Origin of the sequence: Catonella sp. (assembly GCF_052173895.1) — a bacterium.
Lineage (GTDB): Bacteria > Bacillota > Clostridia > Lachnospirales > Lachnospiraceae > Catonella.
Genome location: NZ_JBQMXS010000031.1, coordinates 1 through 21,028 on the forward strand (window position 1 = coordinate 1; position 21,028 = coordinate 21,028).

Consider the following 21,028-nt stretch of genomic DNA (forward strand, 5'->3'; position numbering starts at 1 on the left):
TTTAACTCTCCCATAAGTATCTGCCTTCTGAGGGTTCTAAAAACTACATCTCTCAAAGGAAGTTCAGATTCATTAATCATATATTTGTCCATAAATCTCCTTTACTGCCCATACCGGCACTTTGTAACTTCCACCATCTCAAATTCATTTCTCTTTTTAAGTACAAGCCTTGCTTTTTCTGCCTCTTGTTCAGACTCAAAAATTCCAAATACTGTCGGTCCACTTCCTGTCATCATAGAAAAAACTGCACCATTTACAAGTAATAGCTGCTTTATTTCTGATATTATTCTATGCTTTGTTACAGTCACTTCTTCCAAGACATTTCCTAAAAGTTTAACAATATCACAAAGTTGACTCTTTCCCAAATTTTCCACTACACTGCCTATATTCGGATGTTTTACCTCAGATAAACTGTCAAAGTTTTCATACACTTCCTTTGTAGATACTCCCAAATTAGGCTTTACTATTAATATAGCACACTCCGGAAATGGCACAAGCTCTGTAAGTCTTTCCCCTATTCCCTCTGCCAGTGAAATCCCACCTCTTATAAGAAACGGAACATCTGCTCCAAGCCTTAAACCTAATTCTTCTAATTTGGTTGCTTTAAGTCCCAAATTAAAAAGCCTGTTCATTCCTCTGAGGGTAGCTGCCGCATCTGCACTTCCGCCTCCCATTCCTGCCGATATCGGAATCTCTTTTTCTATGTGCACACTAACTCCGGTCTCTATGCCATATTCTTCCTTAATAAGTTTAATTGCCTTGTATACTATATTATTATCATCTAACGGAAGTTCCTTAGTATTTGCAGTAATTCGGATATCATCTCCATCAATCTTACTAAGAGAAATTGTATCGTAAACATCCACTGTCTGCATTATCATACTTACATCATGATATCCATTATCTCTCCGTCCAAGAACATCCAAACTTAAGTTTATTTTGCCATAGGCCTTTTCAATAACTTTTTCCATAACTCTCTTTCTATTACAAAAGGACACCCAATATGAGTGCCCTTTCATTAAGCGCACATTATTTTATTTCTTAAATATGCCCTTTACCCTATCCATAAATTTTTTCTTTTCCGGCGCTTTCTCAAGCCCTGTCCTAATTCCCTTAACTCCTGTTATGTATATACCTGAGACCATAGCCTTAACCTCTTTTTTTACAGGAATCAAATTAAATACTTTTGGGTCACACATAAGGCTCATAACCTTAGGACCAACCTTAGCCTTTACAACAGGTACTTTAGATAACTTCGACAACTTTGGAGCCTGATCCACTACTATCTGTGGAAAACCTGCCTCTGTCATTTTCATCATCTTCTTATCTATAACAAGCATGGACACCGTCTGCTCCATTTCCCTCATCTGCTCATTTGCTATAGCCTGCTTATCTTGCAACTTCTTTGCATACTTTGATAAAAAATAAAGTCCTACTAACAATGCAACAACTACAACAGCTATTATAATATATATAATATATCCTTCCATTTAAACCTCCCGAACCTTCATAAAACATTTTATAATACACAATCTTTATTATACCACAATAAAATATGAAATACAAATTATTTATGGAAGATTGTATACAAAAACAGCTAAACCTAGATGCTATGATAAACTAAGAAAAGAACCTCCCGATTTCTCAGAAAGTTCTCAGTATATAAGCTTATAACTAAAAAATAGAATTAATAAGAAAGCAAATTAAATAATCTCATCGTTGTATCCGGACCTTTGTTCCCAACCTGCTGTAACATAGAAGTACCAACAAATGAGTTTTCGGATACCCTGATAGTATAAAGTTGTTCGTTAAAATTTGCTACCGCTTTTTTATTTATTACGCAACAAGCTACCATCATGTCTACTTCCAAAATCTCTAGAATAGTTTTCCCTGTGTTTATAACTGAATCAACCAGAATTACATTTTTTGTTATCGGCCTTACAAAAGTATCTCTCTTTGGATCATATATTTGAAATTTACATCCTAGTTTAAAATACATACCTTCCGCAAAAAATAAACCACCCCTTAATATTGCAACTATGGTTGTATCCTCCGGATCCAAATCTAATAATTTCTCTGCTAACAGCTCACCAAGTTCCATATGAGCCTTCGCTAATATCGGACCCGATATCCCTGAATTCGATTTTGTAATATCTATCAATTCATTTACTCTATCATTCTTCTCTATTTCAAACAAGTATCAATCCCTCCAAATCTCTTCCTCTAAGTGATGAGCTTATAGAACCATCTTTTTTCAACATAAGATATGAAATATTTGCCTGCTTTAACATAAAATAATCATTCATACTATCTCCAAACGCCATTACCTTGCTCCCTCTCTCTTGTAAAAACTTAGTAATGAAGTATTTTGTATCTGAACACATCTGCGACCCACAAAATAAAGGAAGATTATATTTATATGCAATCTGTTTCCAAACATCATAATATCCTGTTGTAAGAATAACTGAAAATCCCTTTATCTTATCTTGAACTTTTTCATTAATCGTAAGGTTCATATTATCGATTGACTGTATAGAATAATTGATTAGTTTAAGATAATCCATCAGTTCACTGTTATGTCTCCATGCCTGAAATCCTGAATAAAAGTTTCCATCAAACAAATGTGTTTTATATCCCAGAATCTCACTACTATCTTCTTTTATGAATGTTTTATCTCCATCTGACAGTGAAATAAAATCTGATTTTTCTATCTTATTTGCAACTTCTTTGGCAAAACGAACACAGCTATAACCTTCAATAATACTATCTATAAACTCCAATATAATTCTAATATCAGAGAAAAATCCTTTATCAGGATTGTCTATAACATAAAAATCTTTGTTATTTATATGACAATATGTACGCAAAGACTCCAGTTCAAATCTCTGCCATTCTTCAATGTCGTATTGAAGATATTTTTTATTTTTAATAGAGTCTGACATTCTTTCTAAAATAATATCAGGATTTATATACAAATATAAAAATACATCATACAGCTGCCCATCAGCCTCTGTAAAAACTATATTTTCTCCAAAAGAATAATGTCCATCCATTATGAAACTGTCTTTTTGCCTTAATTGTAATGCAAGCTCCTGTCTTACTGTTTCTTTTTGTTCTTCTGCAAGATTATTAAAATTTGGTGCCAATTTTTGAAGTAGAGAACTCCCTGAAAGAACCTCCAAATTTCTTATATTTCCAAGAATAAAAGACTTTCCTGCAGAAGGTAATCCATATAATCCTATTCGCATAAAATCTCCTTATAGCAGTAATTTCTATCAAAATTTAAATTCAATCTTTCCAGCTGTGAAAAAGGCATTTCACTTTTTCCAAGTGGTTTCATGTCTATACAATTACCACATATATATACATTTCCATTAGCATAAAAAAAATTGTTTATTCCTGCTCCACACATTCCTCCGTACATAGTACAATCATAGCCACCAGTCCTAACATTCAAAATTCTTGTTGCTTTTTTTAGAAAAACATTGAAATCATCAAAAGAAATTCCATATTTCCCAATCATTCTCGAAAAAGTAATACGATTATTAAACTGTTTAAAAAATTCAATAGTCTCATCTGCATTAGACAAAGTCTCTTTTCCAACTGTACAATTCATAGAAGGATATTTCCCATTAATATCCTTATACAGATTAATTTTTTCCATAACTTTAGCATGAGTTCCACAACGGTATTTATTATGTACAGACTCAATGCCGTCGATTGAAAATCCAACATTCACATGATATTTTTTGAAAAATTGCAGTATTTCTTTATTAATTAAAATCCCATTTGAAATAGTGTATGCTGCTATTCTTCCCTGTTCAAGATATTTTGCAATATATAGCAAGTAACTCTTTAGTAATTCAAAATCCATTAGTGGCTCCCCATTTCCTACAAATCCAACTTTGAACACCGAAATATTATTTTTTTCAATGCTTGCAATTACATTGTCCAGAATCTTAAAAACATCCATAGTATTTACATTGATATTTGACTTTTTTTCATAAAAATGACAATACCTACATGAAAGATTGCAACGATTATTTATAGAAATACAAATTCTATCTACCATAATATTTTCGTCCTTCACCTCTATTAGTATTAAATTGCTTTCTGTTACTATTTCTAAAATTAGCTCCTTTACGCCTACCTGTCGCTAAACTCTCCTTGTATCTTTCATCAGCAGTATATCCGTCACGATCAATAATTTTCGTATCAGCACCAGCTCTAATTAACAAATCTCTGCAATCTTTTAGCCCCCAGTAGCAAGCCTTAATTAGTGCTGTAAACCCATTTCCATCCTGCTGGTTCAAACTTGTTCTCTCATCGGCAATAAGTTCTCTAACATACTCTAACTTATTATCCCACGCAGCAATCATAAGGGGCATATTACCATCATTCTTCTGCCTAATTTTTCCGACATCATAGGGGTTTCTACTACCTATATTAGGATCTGCTTTACATTCATGTAGAAGAAACTTAAATATTTTAAAATCTCCGTTCTGAATTGAATGTGACAGTGGTGGAAAATAATACTTTCCACAATCTCTCCTATTGACATCAGCCCCATGTGCAATAAGCCATCTAATCTTCTCTTTACGCTGGCTAATAGGAATTTTTTTATTTCTTACAACAGAAATAATCAAAGTATTACCATCTGGAAGATATGCGTTTATATCGTCCGAATTAGGAATTTTGATTTTTATAACCTTTTCTACATCATCGTAAGAGTCTGCGTAGTAATCATTTAACTTCTTAAAACTGTTGATATCCATAAGGTTCTGCTTGATTATCATATACTCTTCCAAGAATAATGCCTTTACAATTTTATTTCCACTTAATCTGGCTGCAAATCCGGCATCATAGGTTATAAGATCAACTTCACATTTAAATTCTTCGGCTGCTTTTTCTGCGACATCTATGATTTTACAATCATTATTTCCCTCTTTTTCTTTACCTGTATAATCTTTAGTAATTACATTAGTATTTCCACCAATACTCTTAAGAAGTTGCCATGCCTTAGATGCAAGTCCATTGGTATTATGGTCTTTTATATTATCTAGTTCATCTACTACTATATTAGGAATAATTACATGACTATATTCTTTACTAAGTTCATCTATTAACTGGGGATTTTTAAGAAGAGCTGATGTATCAATTACTACTACATTCTCACCTCGAAGAAAAATCTGTAACTGCTTTTCAAGTCTCTTTTTCTTCAGCTGTATTTTCTCTTCCAAAATCCCACTTTTTTCAAGTAATCTTTCTGGATCATGAAGAGCTTTCCAATATCCGGCAGCAAACCCCCTAACAGTTTTGTATCCGGTATCTCCATCTATTTTTTCTGCTCTAGATAATGTAGACTTATTACAGTAAAGCATATCTGCCATTTCTGCTTGAGATTTCCCATTTACCTCTCTAAGCTCAATCATTCGCTTTCTTAGAAAATTACACTTTATCTGTTCTTCCATGTAGTCCACCCTCCATCAAGATATAGTCTTTGCTAATGCCCTCTAAATATACTGAAACAATAGCATAGTGTTACATTTATTTCAACGAATTTTATATTTTTGCAACTATTACTTAATAATTTCATCACTTCAACCTTTTGAGCACAAACTGCAACTATTATACAAAAAAACATCTCACCAAACATTTTCATGTCTGTGAGATGTTTCCTTAAATATTTACTTTTATTCAGTGCAAAGCTGAAGTTGCACATCTTTGGTAAGAATATCTGTATATGTATAAGATACTCTCTTAGATACTTCATCTTCATTATCACTTATTTCAATCATAAAGACATGAGGATAAACCTCCTTAATCACTCCCTCATTTATATCGAATCTATGCCTTCCTCTATTGGCCTTAACTACAACCTTACTCCCTATGGCACGGTATACTGCATTACGGACTGCCCTTACATCAACTTTTCCCATGACTAAGCCTCCAAACTATTCAGTTCTTAACCCAATCCTAACTTCTGCCAGGATATGCAACATACAAATTGTATACAAGTGTTCTTGTATACTTACTCGCTTATCATACCATGTTTATAGGTAAAAGTCAAATTAGGGGAAATATATCCTATGTAATTTCACAACAAAATCATCTAGGATACCTTGTCGAATAATAATTGCCTATCTGCTTTAATTCTTCATAACTGATATAACGATCCCAATGAACTGCACCATTATAGTTCCCCTCTACAATAGTGACCCCTCCCTCATTCTTGTCAATTACCATGACTGAATGAGTATCTCCATTTAATCTTATTATATCACCTATGTTTATTTCATTTTCTATATTGGCAAAATCATCAAACTCCTTAAATAAAGCCTTTTTACCGAACAACTTGTCACTAAACTGAAATACAAGGGATACACAGCCATAACCTGTGGTATAATCTGCCTCACAATAGTATTCCTTATCATTGCCCCAGCGAGTTCCTTCGGGATAAGTTTCTCTTAACTCCTTTATTGTATCTTGAATCCTTACAAGATTTTTATCAATAAAATCTTCTAAAACAGTCTTGTCAAGAACTGTAAACTCAGCAATGAAGGTTTTATTAATCTTTTTACCTCTAACAACAGCTTTTATTTGCACTGTTCCTTGCTTTTTCCCGATTATACTGCCATTTTTACTTACTGTGGCTACTGATTTATCACTTGATTTCCACTTAACCTTAAGATTCTTTCCCACTACCTTTATACGATACTTTTCTCCAATTAAAAGAGTAGTTTTAGTCTCATCATATACAAAAGAAACCTTAGTTTCAGACGCTGATATGCTGTTTTTAGGGTAAAAACTAAAAACAAATATTATTAAACAAAGTAATAACCCAAAGTAATACTTCCATTTTTTCATTACTGCTTTTCTCCTCATACCTATAAATTAGATTTTGATTATAACCTAATTTCCCCTTATTTACAAGCATATATGAGAAAACCTATCTCTTCCCCTCTCAGTCAAACTATAAATATTCTTTTCACCATCTACCCTTATAAGTTCTCTTTTCATAAGTCTTTTAGCAATCTTGTCTACATCTGCCTGTTTCCATTTAAGATGCTCTCTAATTGAGATTAATCCCAACTCTTCTATTTCTTCTGGCTTTCCGATATGATTACCTATATGTATAAGAAAAAGCTCTAGCCTAAGTTCACTTTTTCTCTTGCATCTAATAAATATAGCTGTAATAAGTCCTTCCTTATTAAATAAAAAAGTAAGTAAAAATGTAACCCCTGCCACTGCTGCTGTCATCCCCGACATAGATACATTCATAAGAAGTGAAATCACATAGCCCAAGACAGAATTAATAACTGCATAACCTATTGATATAACTATCATTATCTTCAAATCCTTACTTATAAGATAGGCTGCTGCCCCGGGAGTAATGAGAAAAGAAACTACCAAAATTGCTCCTACTGCATCAAAAGCTGTAACTGCCGTAAGGGATGACAAAGTCATTAATGCATAGAATAAAGCGACTGAGGAAAATCCTGCTAACTTTGCAAAACCTTTATCAAAGGTAGTTACTTTCAGTTCTTTAAAAAATATAATTATAAATAGTAAATTTACTATAAGTAATATCCCCATCTGCACAAAGGCCTTTGGCAAATCCATTCCCAAAAACTCTGTTCTATTTAATGGGGCTATTATAACCTCTCCCATAAGTACTATATCTGTGTCCAAATGCACATTTCTTGCAAATTTGGTAATCAGTACAACTGCAAGTGCAAAGAACATTGGGAATACTATCCCCACTGCATCATCATTTTTGACCATTCCTGTTCCCGAAAGAAATTCTACTACAAAAACTGTAATTACTCCAAATAATCCTGCTCCCACTATTAAAAACGGTGAGCCTACATCTTTTACTATAAAAAACGCAACCACTATTCCAAGTAAGACTGAGTGAGAAATTGCATCTGAAACCATTGATAATTTTCTAAGCACCAAAAAAGGACTGAGAATGGCACAGGAAACAGCTGTCACTATTAACACCAGCAGTGACTCATAAGATATGCTAAAATAAGCTAGTAGTGACTCAATCATTGCTTTTCCTCCTCATCTTTATATTAGAAATCATTCCATGAGGTCCTATAACAAGGGAGATTATAGCAAAACTTCCCATAACAAGGATAATGGTTGCTCCTGTACTCATACCATCATATACGGTAGATAGGTAAGTACCGATAAGTGCAGATATGCCCCCTACTGCCCCTGCTATGACCAAAACTCTGCTAAATTTTTCACTCCACTGCATAGCAGTAATAGCAGGGATAATAAGGAGTGATGATATGAGAATTGCTCCGACCAGCTTCAGCCCTGCTGCAATTATCCCCATTGTCATGATTAAAATAATAGCATAAAGCAAAATCGTCTTAATCCCTATTGTCCTAGCATAAATCTCATCAAATAAGAATAATTTTATTTCCTTATAAAATAAAATCAGCAAAACCAAAGTAGGTATACCTAAACAAACTATCAGCTTAACATCAGCCTTCATTATATAAGCTGCCTGTCCGAAAATATAACTTGAAAGTCCCGACTGTGCAACTGCTTTGTACAAACTATTCCCTTGAATATAGCTCTTTAGTACCATTCCCAAGCCAAAGAACGAGGAAAGGATTACAGCAAGTATAGCATCCAATTCTAATTTAGAGTTTTCTTTAATAACCTGAATAAGCATAAAAGCAGTTGTTCCGGATACTGCTGCTCCCAAAGTCAAAAGCACCGGATCTCTTTGCATAAATAACATAAAAGAAAGAATGATACCGGGAAATGCAGAGTGTCCAATTGCATCTCCAATAAGTGACTGGCCTTTAAGCACTGTTATGCAACCAACTGCTCCGGCAATAGATGCTAACAAAAAAGTACCTGCTCCAACTATTAAAAAAGAATAGCCGGTAAGTATATCCATATTAAACATTTTTCATCATCGCCTTTTCTAAGTTCTCATTTGTAAATACCTCGCTCACCTTACCTGCTGCCACTACCTTTTTATTAATGATTACAACATGGTCAAAATATTCTCTTATAGTTGCAAGGTCATGGTGAACTATTACCGCAGTCTTGCCTTTCTTCTGCTCCTCTTTTACAAAATCTATAATTACCTTCTCCGTAACCTTATCTATGCCTGCAAGAGGTTCATCCATAAAGTATAAATCTGCTTCTTGAGCTATCAGTCTTGCTATAAATACTCTCTGCCTTTGTCCACCTGAAAGTTTGGAAATCTGTCTATCCTTAAATTCATACATACCTATTCTTTTAAGTGCAACTTCTGCCTTTTCTCTATCCCTTGCCGTAGGGTGTTTGAACCATCCTAGATGTACATACCTTCCCATAAGCACTACATCCATAACCGTAGTCGGAAAATCCCAGTTTACTTCAGAAGTCTGTGGAATATAGGCTATTTTCTTCTGAACCTTTTTAAGCGGCTCTCCCATTATGAGAATTTCTCCGGAAAGTTTCTTTTGAAGTCCTAAAATTCCCTTTATTAAAGTAGACTTCCCCGCTCCATTAGGTCCTATTATGGCTGTAATGGAATTCTTCATTATTTCTATATCATTGTCTCTAAGTACAGGCTTATCGTGGTAGGCTATGGTTAAGTCCTCCACCTTTACTATAACTTCTTCCATACCTTCCACTTCCCCCTCCTTGCTATTTTAAATTCTCGGTAATTAATTTTACATTGTGCTTATACATATCAATATAGGTATCCCCGCTCTGTCCCTCAGGTGCGAGCGAATCAGAAAAAAGCTCATTTCCCTCACCACTTACAACCTTGACATCAAAGCCCTTATCCTTGCAAGCCTCTCTAAGTTTCTCCATCCTTGCAGGGTCGGTAGTTGATTCTGCAAATATTGCCTTTACCTTATGCTCAACTATGAAGTCCACTGTTTTATCTATATCTTTATTCGCAACTTCCGAATCTGTACTTACACCCTGTGGTGCTACAACTTCTATATTATATCTTCTTGAAAAATAGTTGAAAGCATCATGAGGTGTTATCAAATATCTGCCTCCTTCAGGAAGTTCTGCAAGTGCTTTTTTATTTTCTTCATCAAGGGCTGTAAGCTCTTCTAAGTAAGTCTTTGTATTTTTTTCTATCTCGTCTTTTTTCTCAGGTAAAAGTTCTGAAAGTTTGGTTCCTGCATTTAATGTGGCCTCTTTATAAAGGTCAATATCAAACCAAAAGTGAGGATCTATTATAGTCTCTCCGTCCTCTTCCATTTTACCTACCTTGTCTTCTTGAAAAGTTGATGCTACCGCATATCCCTTCTTTTCAAGCACTTCCTGCATCTTACCTTCAAAATGAAGACCATGAAAAAGCACTAAGTCTGCACCGGCAATCTTTTTTAAATCTTCAGGTTTTGCAACATAAAGATGTGGATCTTCTCCGGCCGGTATAATAAGCTCCTTATCCACCATATCTCCGGCAAGCTGATTTACCATGTCATATAAAAATGAAGTTGTAACTGTTACCTTTTTCTTGCCATCCTTTGATGGTGTATCTGCCGTCCCCGTATTACCACAACCTGTTAAAAGCAAAGCTCCAAGTAATAAAACCAACAATGTCTTTCTCATATAAGTTCTTTCTTCTCCTTTTGGAATAAATTTCAAGCTTGATTATAGTTAGTCTTAACTAACTATAGGTTAGTATATTATTTATTGGGAAATATGTCAATAGTAATACAAATGATTTGTTTATCTGCTAGAAAAATAATGATAGAATCTGAATTAACAAAGCTCTCAAACACTGTTCTTTTATAGTAGTTTTTTTCTCTTGTTTTACACCATTCTAAATTAACAAAGCTCTCAAACAAGAGGTTTCACTTAGATTAAAAATTTTTAGTTTTACACCATTCTAAATTAACAAAGCTCTCAAACACTATAAACAGTGAGACCTTGGAATATTTTGTTTTACACCATTCTAAATTAACAAAGCTCTCAAACTGAGTTTGGCACAACAATGAGTCGTGAAGAGTTTTACACCATTCTAAATTAACAAAGCTCTCAAACAATATTTTGCTAAACAACCTTATCCGATTAGTTTTACACCATTCTAAATTAACAAAGCTCTCAAACACAGTTGCAAGTGAAAATACTCCTGATGCTGTTTTACACCATTCTAAATTAACAAAGCTCTCAAACGAGGTTTCAGCCTGTACTTCAAGTTCTTTAGTTTTACACCATTCTAAATTAACAAAGCTCTCAAACTAATTAGCGTGAGCTAAAAATTGAGTGGCTGTTTTACACCATTCTAAATTAACAAAGCTCTCAAACGGAGTAAGCCTCATCGCCACATTTGCATCGTTTTACACCATTCTAAATTAACAAAGCTCTCAAACGGTACTTCTGACCTTCTAATTGTTGGCACTGTTTTACACCATTCTAAATTAACAAAGCTCTCAAACGGCATGCTGAACTTCACCTCCGCGTACATGGTTTTACACCATTCTAAATTAACAAAGCTCTCAAACAATATTGCAGAGAGGACGGATGCCCATATAGTTTTACACCATTCTAAATTAACAAAGCTCTCAAACGGTGTCGTATGGGTTGTAGCCATCGCTTACGTTTTACACCATTCTAAATTAACAAAGCTCTCAAACCTCTTCTACCCTATTTGCGTTTACCAGCCCGTTTTACACCATTCTAAATTAACAAAGCTCTCAAACCTCAAATTAGCATCGAGGTCATCACCGAGCATTACATTTTGCGAAATGTTATTAATTCAAAGATGTATCTATTACACACAAATCCTTATCTATTATAACACATTTTTCCTGTTTTAGAGTATAATTTTTTTGGCCTTCCAGATTAATCAGGTATATTTTTTCGTAAAAGCAAAATTCATATAATTGCCGTACCTGTTCTTCTGTAAGGAATTGTTTTAAATTCAGTATCCAAACCACATGAATATTACATATAGAGCTTATTGCACGTAAATAATCAATCAAAGTTTCTAATACATCAGTTCCATCCGATTCTATTTTTACTCCATATAGCTTCAACAATGCAGCTACATCCACATCTAATTCCATTTCCAAATGATATGGTACTGTAGCAAACAACTTTTCCAAAAAATCAACTATATGAAAATTCACCTGTGTACACTCTTCATATAGTGAAGTTTTAGCCTGTTCAGACAGTTCCTTGTATAACTTGGTCAAAATCTTCTTATCATTGCAGTTTGCAGTGAGTGGATTATCAAGCAATACACTGGTTTTTTCAAGAGGAAAAATCTTATCATTTTCAGACAGAATCCATCCCCCTTCTTCCCCATTAACCTGTCTGTATATATCCCTAAACATATCACTCATAACCCTCGGATTTTCAACCACAAGGGTAATAACCTGATTTTCTTCCAAAACTAACTCAATTCCATACTTTGCATATATAGCTTTCATAATATTACCAATCTTTCAGTAGTAGTCAAAACATCTCCTGTCTTTTCACCTACAATAAAATCCATCTTATTATATTGTTTTTCTGTAACTCTTAATACCTGTACCAGCCCTTCAGATGGTTTATTTTTCTTTATATTGTCAACCATAATATCAGCAACAGAGCTATTTTGTGCCATTTTGCAATACACTGATTCTTGAACCATCATAAAGCCTGATTTAATTAAAAACTTACGGAATGTCCTATAATCTCTGCGATTTGACTCTGTAAGAACAGGCAAATCAAAAAATACTATTACTCTCATAAACCTATAACTCATACCTGTAAAATTTTATCTCCGAAACATCCTCATTATTAATTGCGTCAAACACACTTTTGCAGTAAATCTTTATTGCATTGCTTACAAATTCCGTTCTTCCGTTAATTTTCACCTCATTTTGAAGAATGGTCAACACCTCCATCTTCTCGTCATGTTCAAATTTAACCGGCTGCATCTGTTTTACCTTAAGGTCTACAATAGGTCTAAATGGTTCCATCAAATCTGATGCCAGATTAAATTGATTAAACATATTATCATGAAAGAGACCAAGCTGTGTAAGGTATCCATTTGCTGTGATACAGCGGTTAAATGCTGATAATAACAGGGAATAGCCATAATTAAGTGCCGCGTTTGTACTGTTTTCTTCCGTTCTGGTAAAATCCAATCCAAACAACGCATTAAAATATACTTTTGCGGCATGTCCTTCTCTGTTTGAAGTATCTGCAAACTGAAGTTCATTAATATATCCGTACAACATGTCCGCCTCTTCAAGTTTCCAAAATTCCAGATGTTCTGCCTGTTTGCGAATCTTTTCCGCCACTATTTCGGTCCACACAGCTTTTTTTACCTCATCTTTCCAAGTAATCTGTGTGCGTATCTTTGTGCTGGTATCATGTGAGCAATAATAGCCTACCAGCTCTGAAGACGGATTTCTCTTTTCATCACAAAAAATCACCTTTATTTTCTTTTTTGAGAGTTCATTTAAAAGGGCAGCAGTCAGAGAAACAGCGGTTGATTCAACGATTAATATTTCCATTTCACTCAAATGAATTTTCATGGTATCCATACGTCGAACCACCATATATCCCATTTGATAATCCAGTTTTGCATTACTCGATATCACCACTGTTCTCCAACTCATACCTCTCTCCTTTATCCGTCCGTTTTCTCAGTAAAAATCCATTCTTTCTTTTCATACAGTCCTGTTGCAGATTGACTTATGACTGCAGGCTTGTCCGCCGCTTTTAAGTTTTTACTAATTAATATTTTCCCTGAATGTTCAGATTCTCCGATTAACTTCAGATTTGCCTCAGTAGTTCCAATCCTTGTTAACTGCAATAGCTGTAATAATGCCTCACATTGCTGTTCCGGATTAAGCACAACAAACTTCTCTTTTCCATCTAATAATTTCTGCCCAAATGCATTCGGACGCTTTGCATAGATAGCATTAGCATGCTTATCTGCCAGTATATCATACAGCCTGCAGTTTTGTTCAACACTTATCTCTTCCTCCAGTATATGCCAAATGACTGCCTTCTCAACCTTCTTAATGTATGTAGTCCAATTTTCCGGCAGGTAGAGGCTCATAGCATTTCTCAAAATCAACCTATCTCCTGTTTTTCCCGACAAATGGAACTGATATCCGTTAATTTCAAGAAGAGACTGAATCTTTAGTTTCCTGCGTAAGATATTTACATCACCATAACCCAACACCTCTTTGCAGTACCTCACCAGTCCGTTCGTCTCCTGCTCCACCTTTTCCTTGCAATATAGAGGCAGTCCTTCGATTGTGACATTCTCTTTTTTACCCTCTTTATGATATACAATAAAATAATAAGCTATGGTCGCTGATGTAAAGCCACCATATTTTGTTACATCCTTCATCCTTATATCAGATGTTTTTAATGGAATATAGTTTTCAGGTTTTGCTTTCTTTGCAGAATATAGTGTTGCATTAGCTATACCTCCATGCTGTTCAAAGTTCATCCTTGTTAAAAGAGGAGTATTTTTCTGCATCATTTTTCTAACAGTTGCAATGGTTCCCTTCTCATCTTTCCTCTTAGCAATCCAAGCTGTTTCACAACCACGAATAACATCCCACTCAAACATCTTAGCTAGATTGTAACGGTTCTTCTCCTTATCCTTCTCATAGTCTTTGCGGATAAAATTCCATGGATTTTTTGTAAATTTAGTATGATACACATTCCCAACTACAATGTTTAGATAAGCATCCTGTGCATGATGAAAATCATTTACCAGACGGCTTTTCAAAAATCCGTTGTCCCTTCTGAAATCTGATACATTTGATGCTTTTGCATATACAATATCTGTGTCTGTAAATAACTGCTCCAAGAGGGTTGCAACCCCCTTCGTTCCCTGTCCGGTTTCTACCAGCTGTCTTGCAATAAAATCTCCCAATTGTTTTTCCGTAAAAGGGGTATTTGATATAAGTCTTGTATATTTCTCATCTGTAATTAACTTCTGTCTGTGAAGAGTGTTCCATAATTCTTGAACTTTCTGATTTGCCTTTATCTGTTCAGGTATAGGATACAGGTCTTTTTTAATATGCTGATTAGCCTGTCTGTTGACCAATACCAGATTGTTCAAAATACTGTCATCCTTCACATAGTGCCTTGGATAAATATGGTCTATATCATATAAATTATCATCATACAGCCTACCCAAATCTATCTCTTCACCTGTATACATGTCTCGCCCCATCTGCATATAATATAAAAACAGCTTTTTACTTCTTAATTTTCCACTTTCAGATGCCTTTGAAATTTCCTGTTTCCAATTATGATTTTCTGTGTTTTTAATACTCTTATAAAGCTCTAAAAGTTGATTTCCCCTTGAATCTTTTCTTCCTTTATCTCCCTTTTCTTCCTCAGTTCTGGTCATTTCTACAAAGATTCTCTTTGGTGCATATCCCATTACCTGTTCAATTTCTCGTACAACCAGCAATGTCTGCCAAATCATACGCTTTACCGGAGCAGAAAAATAACTGTCTTGCAAATCTTCATAGGTAAAATCACTTAACGACTTGATAGCAACTATGCTCTGTTTTGCCAGTTCTTCTTTGAACGTAAAATCATCACTGTTAATTAATTCCATAAAGTTCAGGCTATACTCCCACATCGCCTGTCCCAATGACATAATCTCACCAGTAGACTTATCACATCCGCTAAGTGTAAGAAGTGTTTTGGAAAATCTTCCCCAATCCTTAAATTTATAGCCAAGAATTCTTTTTAACTTATTTTCGTCTAATATCCCTTGCTCCACATACTTTGTAAGCCGCTGTTTTAACATCTTTTTGGAATCACCAAAAATAGTGCACCAATAAATAATATCTTCAGCAACCGAAATAATTGCGTCTTCTTTTAGGCGTTCGCCAAAAATTGCATACATTTTTCCATAAGAAGATAAAGAGTTATTAATATTCTTATCTATTCCTGTCACCTGTTCTTCGGAACTGATTAAGCTTTGTGCCACAAGATAGGTACAAAGCTGTTTTTTCGTTACACGCTTTCCCTTCATAAAACAGTCTTTATAGATTTGCTGTTTTAGCTTTGTATCCAATCGTTCGCCGTCAATGCAAAGATTATTAAGTTCATTGAGAACACAATACCTCTCATAAGCAAGAGAGGCTTTAGGCATAACCTTTTCACCCTGAATATATGTGCAGGTTTTGATAAGGTTACCGATAAAGTCTTCTGAGGTTGCACCCATATCAATTTTCTCATTAATATTCCAAGGTAGAACTGCCCCCTCTTCTTTGCGAACAATCCAACCTGTTTTACTATTTTCCCCAAGAGGTCCCACATAATATGGAATCTGAAATGTAAAAAGCTGTATTATCCTCTCTGAAACTGTCAACCCACTCTCATCTTTTTCTTTTAAGAATGGCAGGTAATTTTCGGCATTTTTTAGTATTCTTTCCATTTCTTTTTTATGTACCTGATTAGGGATGACACCATTTGCACCGGTTAACTGTTTAGGAAGAAACTGTTCTTTTTCTATTTTTTCCATAACATACTTAATATCTTCATCATCTATAATATCCTTAAATGCCTTTTTTATTGTCGAATATATATCATCTGCTTTTCTTCCCTTCATATTTCGTCTGTATTTATTGCTTTCTGCAATTGCATCTGTTGAATTAAGGGAATTAACGTATGCTGAATAAGTCCCGTCTGCATTTGAACGAAACATCTTGTCATATTCTTCCTTAGTCTTGTATTTACGAAACAACATTTTTAAAAGTTTCAAATCTTTGCAATGCTTTTCATATAATTCCACTCTGGCACAGGAGAGATAATCATATCCTTTAAGTGTTCCAGCTAAAACTGCATAGTCATATATGCTTTTTAGTTGTTCAATAATAGCATATTCTTCCTCAGTTAATTGTTCCATTAACTCTGCTATCTTATCTGTATAAGAAAAATCGTGAAAACACAGAGGCACTTTCTCTTCTGTCTTTTCATCAAAAATCAGTTTTGCATTCACACTCAATCCACACAAACATTTTAATATTTCATTTACTCTCTTATCTTTTTTTACTACTCCGAATAATTCCTGAAACTCTTCATGCTTTTTCTTTCTTCCTGTATCAGAATTACTTATAATGTCTATTACCTGTTGAATAGGTTTATGCTCTATTATCAACTCATAATCATTTTCAAACTTATCCAATACCTCTTGATATACAGCATCTACCTGTTCAGTATTTAATGCATCTCCCCCTGCATTTAAGAGAAAATGACCTCTGTGCTTAAACATATTGGCAAGTGCCAGATAAACTAAGCGTACATCGAACTTTTCCCCTTTATTATCAACATCAAGTAACGCTGTTCTAAGATGAAAGATTGTTGGATATTGTTCATAATAATCAACATCCTTGTAATTTTCATCATCAAATATTCCATTCTTAGTACGCACTCTCTCGTCTTTATCCTCAAGAAAATATTTGCTATTTTCCAAACGAATATAAAAATTTGGATCAATTTTATCTATTGCATCACTGAAATAGCTTTTTAGCAAGCCAAGTCTTGCAGCCTGACGCTGCCTTCTCCTTCTGTCAACCCTATGAGTACGTCTATCCTCTGCTGAATCTGCCTCTTCAAATTCACGAATTCCCCACATATCTTTTCCTTTTTTTCTCAGTAATTCATACTCAGTATTTGTTACTGCCCATCCAACAGAGCTGGTTCCCATATCCAGTCCTAAAAAATACTCTTGCTTTTCCATACAATTTCTCCTTTTATAAATTAATATTGACTTTTTCAACAAATGTGTTATTCTTTAATAGAATTAACAAAGCGAGTGCAAATAAGGATTTATCCGATATCGCCTCAAGGTTCGCATTGTGCGATTAAAAGACCTATACCAATAGGTCTTTTTTTGTATAATTAAACACTCTTTTCTCCACAGCTTTATCTATCTAAAAATTCAACGCAATTCAAATACTTTATTATATTTTTGAATAAATCAATAAGCCCTAATCAATTTCCTAAGGGAGAATCCCTTCTCTTTTTAAGAACTCATTTACCTTTACTTAATCAAGAATAAATAACAAATCTCCTAAACAGATATTGTCATTATACAAGATAATTTTTTAAAAACAATATAACAAATATGCTCTAATAAATAGATTGAATAGAAAAATACCTTGACTTATTTATATTATATGTTATAATTCAAATAAGATAAACAATTCATAGTACTTATATGCAGAAGGGAGGACGATATGCGTTTAATCTTTGATTTTGAAAGTAAAACCCCTATTTATCAACAGTTACGTGACCAAATTGTTGTGGGAATAGCGGAGGGAAAGTTAACTCCGGGGGAAAAGCTTCCGACTATTAGGGCACTGGCAGATGAAAGCGGTATCAATATGATGACTGTGAGTAAGGCATATCAGATGTTAAATAATGAAGGCTATATAGTAACGGACAGGAGGAAGGGAACTCTAATCAGTAATAAGACTAAAGAGAGCCCTGTTAAAGAAGAAACATTGAAAGAATTAAGAGTAATCATTTCAGAGTTACAGCTTTCAGGGCTGTCCTTAGATGAAGTGCTTACCCTTTGCCAAGAATACTACAAGGAGGGATTGTAATGTTTTATAAAATACTTATGTGGGCGAGTATATGTTGGATTGCTCCTCTTATGGGATATTTGCTTGTAAACCATGCAAAGTTTAAGAAAAATATAGCAGTCGGTGTAACATTTATGGAGGAAGGAAAGCGTGATGCAGATGTAATCTCAAGGCTTAATAAATATAAAAAGCAGGTAAAAATGCTGACTGTACTCCTGTTACTTGCAATTATTCCGGGAATATTTATATCAAAATTTTGGATATTGCTTACCTACTGGCTTGTGTGGGTAGACTTAACTGTTTTCCTATATGCAATACCTTTTTATCTTTGCAACAGAGACTTAAAAAAGATTAAAAGAGAAAAAGGATGGGTATATAATGCTACCCACAGTGTATCTATCGATACTACAACTATTCCTAAATTAAAACAGCTTTCTCCGTTTCTTTTTATAATTCCCTGCATTTTAAGTTTATTGCCTTTGATTTGGGATAGAACCTTTTATATGCTGTATATAGTTTCTAGCTTAAGCATACTCATATTTTGGTTTATATACCGTTATCTTTATAGAAACCGCTCAGAAACAGTAAATGAAGAAAAAGATCTGACTAGGGTACTGACTCAGATTAGACATTATAATTGGTCTAAAATTTGGCTGATTGCATCTTGGCTGACAGCAATATTAAGCTATTCAGGACTTCTATTTATAAATAATCAAGTTCTTGCATTGGTTCTTGTATTGGGACTTTCTACGGCAATTTGCATAGAAGCTGTGGCAATTGAAATAAAAATTAGGAAGATGCAGGAGAATCTTACTAAAGGAAGTGGTACAGGAGTAATCGTGGATGAGGATGATAAATGGATTGGAGGCATGATATATTACAATCCGGATGATAGCAAGCTTATTGTAAATGAGAGGGTAGGAATGAATACTACGATGAATCTTGCACGCACATCAGGCAAGGTAATAATGGGATTTATACTGATTTTTACTTTGGCTATGCCGTTTATAGGGCCTGCACTTCATATTTATTATGAAAAGCCTATAGAAATAAATGTCACCGGAGAGGAAATTACTGCAAGTCAGGGAATTACAGAATATCATATTAAGTTCTCAGAAATTGAAAATATTGAACTGATAAATGAACTTCCAAAGGATTTGGTAAGAATAAACGGTACAGCCTATGAAGATATTCTAAAAGGTAATTTTAGGAGTGGAAAAGAGAATATGATACTTCTCGTCAGACCGGATTACAAGCCTTTTATAAAGATAACTGAGAAGAATGGAAAAGTTTTTGTGCTTGGGTTTAGGGGAGATATTAGAGGGAAATTTGAGGAGATAAAGGAAAATGTAAAATTGATAAATTGTAACACTAAATGTTCACCTCAAGAAAAAATATAGATTTTTTGAGAAGTTAGACAATATTATAAATGATTTAAAATAAAATTCTTTATTACTTCTTTATCATAAGTCAAGTTTTGATGTAATATATACTTGACATTATGCCCTTTCTATATTACTATATGTAATATAGAAAGGGGGATTATGAAGAACAAAAGAATGAAGATTGCACGAATGGAATGTGACATGAATCAAGAAGACTTAGCAAAGGCTGTAGGTGTAACAAGACAGACAATAGGACTGATAGAAGCAGGAAATTACAATCCAACATTAAATTTATGCATTGCTATATGTAAAACACTTGGGAAAACATTAAATGACTTATTTTGGGAGGAGAAAAATGAATAATCAAATTCAGGATGAAAGGATTCTATCTGAAAGAAGGACGATACAGAGTAAGGCTTATGGGTATATTATATACGCTCTGGTGTTTTCTATTGTTATTAAGATGTTTTTTATGGATGCGGGTTTTGAACTATATGCAACTGAATTGTTAATTTTAATCGGGAGTGGACTTTATATTATTGTCGCAAATTATTTTAAAGGCATTAATATATGGTCTATTAATCCCAATGATGGTACTAATAGATGGATAAATAATCTTATTATTGCAACTTTAATATCTATCATACTAAGTGATAATTTTATAAAGCATATTGGTATTAAACAGTCAAAGTTACTTGCTATAACTTATTCAGTGGCATGGATACTGGTGTTCTCAATCGTTTCAGTAGTAATGAACTATCTGAATAAGAAAAAACAGGAAAAGATAGATAAACAGCTAGATGATGATGAGTGAAATCTCTAAAGAATTTATCTTGAAATAAAAGGAAATGTAAGATAAATGTAAAGTTTGGGAGCAAAATCCCATCTTTGACACTTGCAACAATCAAAAAGGCTCTAACCCCCTTTATAATCAGGATTTTAGAGCCTTTTTATGTGTAAAAAAATGTAGCTATTTTTCTTCTTTTTTCATCAAAGTTAAAATTTTTTTCATATTTCTGTTTGATACGATTTCAAAGTCAGTTCTAAAACCTGAAATTTCATGCAAAGCATCAGTAAGGTCTGTTCTTTCATAAA

General features: G+C 34.1%; 20 protein-coding genes and 1 CRISPR repeat array. Of the genes, 4 read left to right on the forward strand and 16 right to left on the reverse strand.

From position 1 onward, the window contains the following. Nucleotides 1–101: 101 nt before the first annotated feature. The 16 genes from ispE to cas9 all read right to left on the reverse strand — a co-directional run bounded on the left by ispE (nt 102) and on the right by cas9 (nt 17,701). Nucleotides 102–971: a 4-(cytidine 5'-diphospho)-2-C-methyl-D-erythritol kinase gene (ispE, locus tag ACTTG8_RS07210; RefSeq protein ID WP_442561451.1), complete on the reverse strand. Its 870-nt coding sequence runs from the start codon at nt 969–971 to the stop codon at nt 102–104. 63 nt (nt 972–1,034) lie between these two features. After that, nucleotides 1,035–1,490 carry a hypothetical protein gene (locus ACTTG8_RS07215; RefSeq protein WP_442561452.1) on the reverse strand — a complete coding sequence of 152 codons (456 nt, stop codon included), beginning with the start codon at nt 1,488–1,490 and terminating at the stop codon, nt 1,035–1,037. A gap of 197 nt (nt 1,491–1,687) precedes the next feature. Beyond that, nucleotides 1,688–2,197: a phosphoribosyltransferase gene (locus ACTTG8_RS07220; RefSeq protein ID WP_442561453.1), complete on the reverse strand. Its 510-nt coding sequence runs from the start codon at nt 2,195–2,197 to the stop codon at nt 1,688–1,690. Further along, entirely contained in the window at nt 2,190–3,248 is a 1,059-nt protein-coding gene (locus ACTTG8_RS07225) for an AAA family ATPase (RefSeq protein WP_442561454.1), read from the reverse strand. Before ACTTG8_RS07225 ends, ACTTG8_RS07220 begins: the two co-directional genes overlap by 8 nt. Further along, nucleotides 3,239–4,072 carry a radical SAM protein gene (locus ACTTG8_RS07230; protein WP_442561455.1) on the reverse strand — a complete coding sequence of 278 codons (834 nt, stop codon included), beginning with the start codon at nt 4,070–4,072 and terminating at the stop codon, nt 3,239–3,241. The genes ACTTG8_RS07225 and ACTTG8_RS07230 overlap by 10 nt, the downstream gene beginning before the upstream one ends. Next, nucleotides 4,062–5,471, reverse strand: coding sequence for an ankyrin repeat domain-containing protein (locus ACTTG8_RS07235; RefSeq protein WP_442561456.1), 1,410 nt, complete (start codon nt 5,469–5,471; stop codon nt 4,062–4,064). Before ACTTG8_RS07235 ends, ACTTG8_RS07230 begins: the two co-directional genes overlap by 11 nt. A 222-nt stretch (nt 5,472–5,693) precedes the next feature. Next, entirely contained in the window at nt 5,694–5,939 is a 246-nt protein-coding gene (locus tag ACTTG8_RS07240) for a Veg family protein (protein ID WP_442561457.1), read from the reverse strand. 169 nt (nt 5,940–6,108) lie between these two features. Continuing rightward, the gene (locus ACTTG8_RS07245; RefSeq protein ID WP_442561458.1) at nt 6,109–6,867 is read right to left on the reverse strand and encodes an Ig-like domain-containing protein; all 759 of its coding nucleotides are present in this window, start codon (nt 6,865–6,867) and stop codon (nt 6,109–6,111) included. 60 nt (nt 6,868–6,927) lie between these two features. Then, a complete protein-coding gene (locus ACTTG8_RS07250) occupies nt 6,928–8,055 on the reverse strand; it encodes a metal ABC transporter permease (protein WP_442561459.1) in 1,128 nt (375 codons plus the stop codon). Next, nucleotides 8,048–8,932: a metal ABC transporter permease gene (locus tag ACTTG8_RS07255; RefSeq protein ID WP_442561460.1), complete on the reverse strand. Its 885-nt coding sequence runs from the start codon at nt 8,930–8,932 to the stop codon at nt 8,048–8,050. Before ACTTG8_RS07255 ends, ACTTG8_RS07250 begins: the two co-directional genes overlap by 8 nt. Beyond that, a complete protein-coding gene (locus tag ACTTG8_RS07260; RefSeq protein ID WP_442561470.1) occupies nt 8,925–9,641 on the reverse strand; it encodes a metal ABC transporter ATP-binding protein in 717 nt (238 codons plus the stop codon). The genes ACTTG8_RS07255 and ACTTG8_RS07260 overlap by 8 nt, the downstream gene beginning before the upstream one ends. A 22-nt stretch (nt 9,642–9,663) precedes the next feature. Next, a complete protein-coding gene (locus ACTTG8_RS07265) occupies nt 9,664–10,590 on the reverse strand; it encodes a metal ABC transporter solute-binding protein, Zn/Mn family (RefSeq protein ID WP_442561461.1) in 927 nt (308 codons plus the stop codon). A gap of 201 nt (nt 10,591–10,791) precedes the next feature. Next, nucleotides 10,792–11,684: a CRISPR direct-repeat array (repeat unit 36 nt; unit sequence GTTTTACACCATTCTAAATTAACAAAGCTCTCAAAC). 51 nt (nt 11,685–11,735) lie between these two features. Further along, entirely contained in the window at nt 11,736–12,416 is a 681-nt protein-coding gene (gene csn2, locus ACTTG8_RS07270) for a type II-A CRISPR-associated protein Csn2 (RefSeq protein WP_442561462.1), read from the reverse strand. After that, on the reverse strand, nt 12,413–12,718 hold the full coding sequence (gene cas2, locus ACTTG8_RS07275) for a CRISPR-associated endonuclease Cas2 (RefSeq protein ID WP_442561463.1): 306 nt from the start codon (nt 12,716–12,718) through the stop codon (nt 12,413–12,415). Before cas2 ends, csn2 begins: the two co-directional genes overlap by 4 nt. Nucleotides 12,719–12,722: 4 nt before the next feature. After that, nucleotides 12,723–13,595 carry a type II CRISPR-associated endonuclease Cas1 gene (gene cas1, locus ACTTG8_RS07280; protein WP_442561464.1) on the reverse strand — a complete coding sequence of 291 codons (873 nt, stop codon included), beginning with the start codon at nt 13,593–13,595 and terminating at the stop codon, nt 12,723–12,725. 11 nt (nt 13,596–13,606) lie between these two features. Continuing rightward, on the reverse strand, nt 13,607–17,701 hold the full coding sequence (cas9, locus tag ACTTG8_RS07285; protein ID WP_442561465.1) for a type II CRISPR RNA-guided endonuclease Cas9: 4,095 nt from the start codon (nt 17,699–17,701) through the stop codon (nt 13,607–13,609). A 499-nt stretch (nt 17,702–18,200) separates the two neighbouring features. Between cas9 and ACTTG8_RS07290 the strand changes: the two genes are divergently transcribed. The 4 genes from ACTTG8_RS07290 to ACTTG8_RS07305 all read left to right on the forward strand — a co-directional run bounded on the left by ACTTG8_RS07290 (nt 18,201) and on the right by ACTTG8_RS07305 (nt 20,747). Beyond that, a complete protein-coding gene (locus ACTTG8_RS07290; protein ID WP_442561466.1) occupies nt 18,201–18,569 on the forward strand; it encodes a GntR family transcriptional regulator in 369 nt (122 codons plus the stop codon). Beyond that, nucleotides 18,569–19,948, forward strand: a complete 1,380-nt coding sequence (locus ACTTG8_RS07295; RefSeq protein ID WP_442561467.1) for a hypothetical protein — start codon at nt 18,569–18,571, stop codon at nt 19,946–19,948. The genes ACTTG8_RS07290 and ACTTG8_RS07295 overlap by 1 nt, the downstream gene beginning before the upstream one ends. 144 nt (nt 19,949–20,092) lie before the next feature. After that, the gene (locus tag ACTTG8_RS07300; RefSeq protein WP_442561468.1) at nt 20,093–20,296 is read left to right on the forward strand and encodes a helix-turn-helix transcriptional regulator; all 204 of its coding nucleotides are present in this window, start codon (nt 20,093–20,095) and stop codon (nt 20,294–20,296) included. Then, nucleotides 20,289–20,747, forward strand: coding sequence for a DUF6773 family protein (locus ACTTG8_RS07305; RefSeq protein WP_442561469.1), 459 nt, complete (start codon nt 20,289–20,291; stop codon nt 20,745–20,747). The genes ACTTG8_RS07300 and ACTTG8_RS07305 overlap by 8 nt, the downstream gene beginning before the upstream one ends. Nucleotides 20,748–21,028 lie beyond the last annotated feature (281 nt).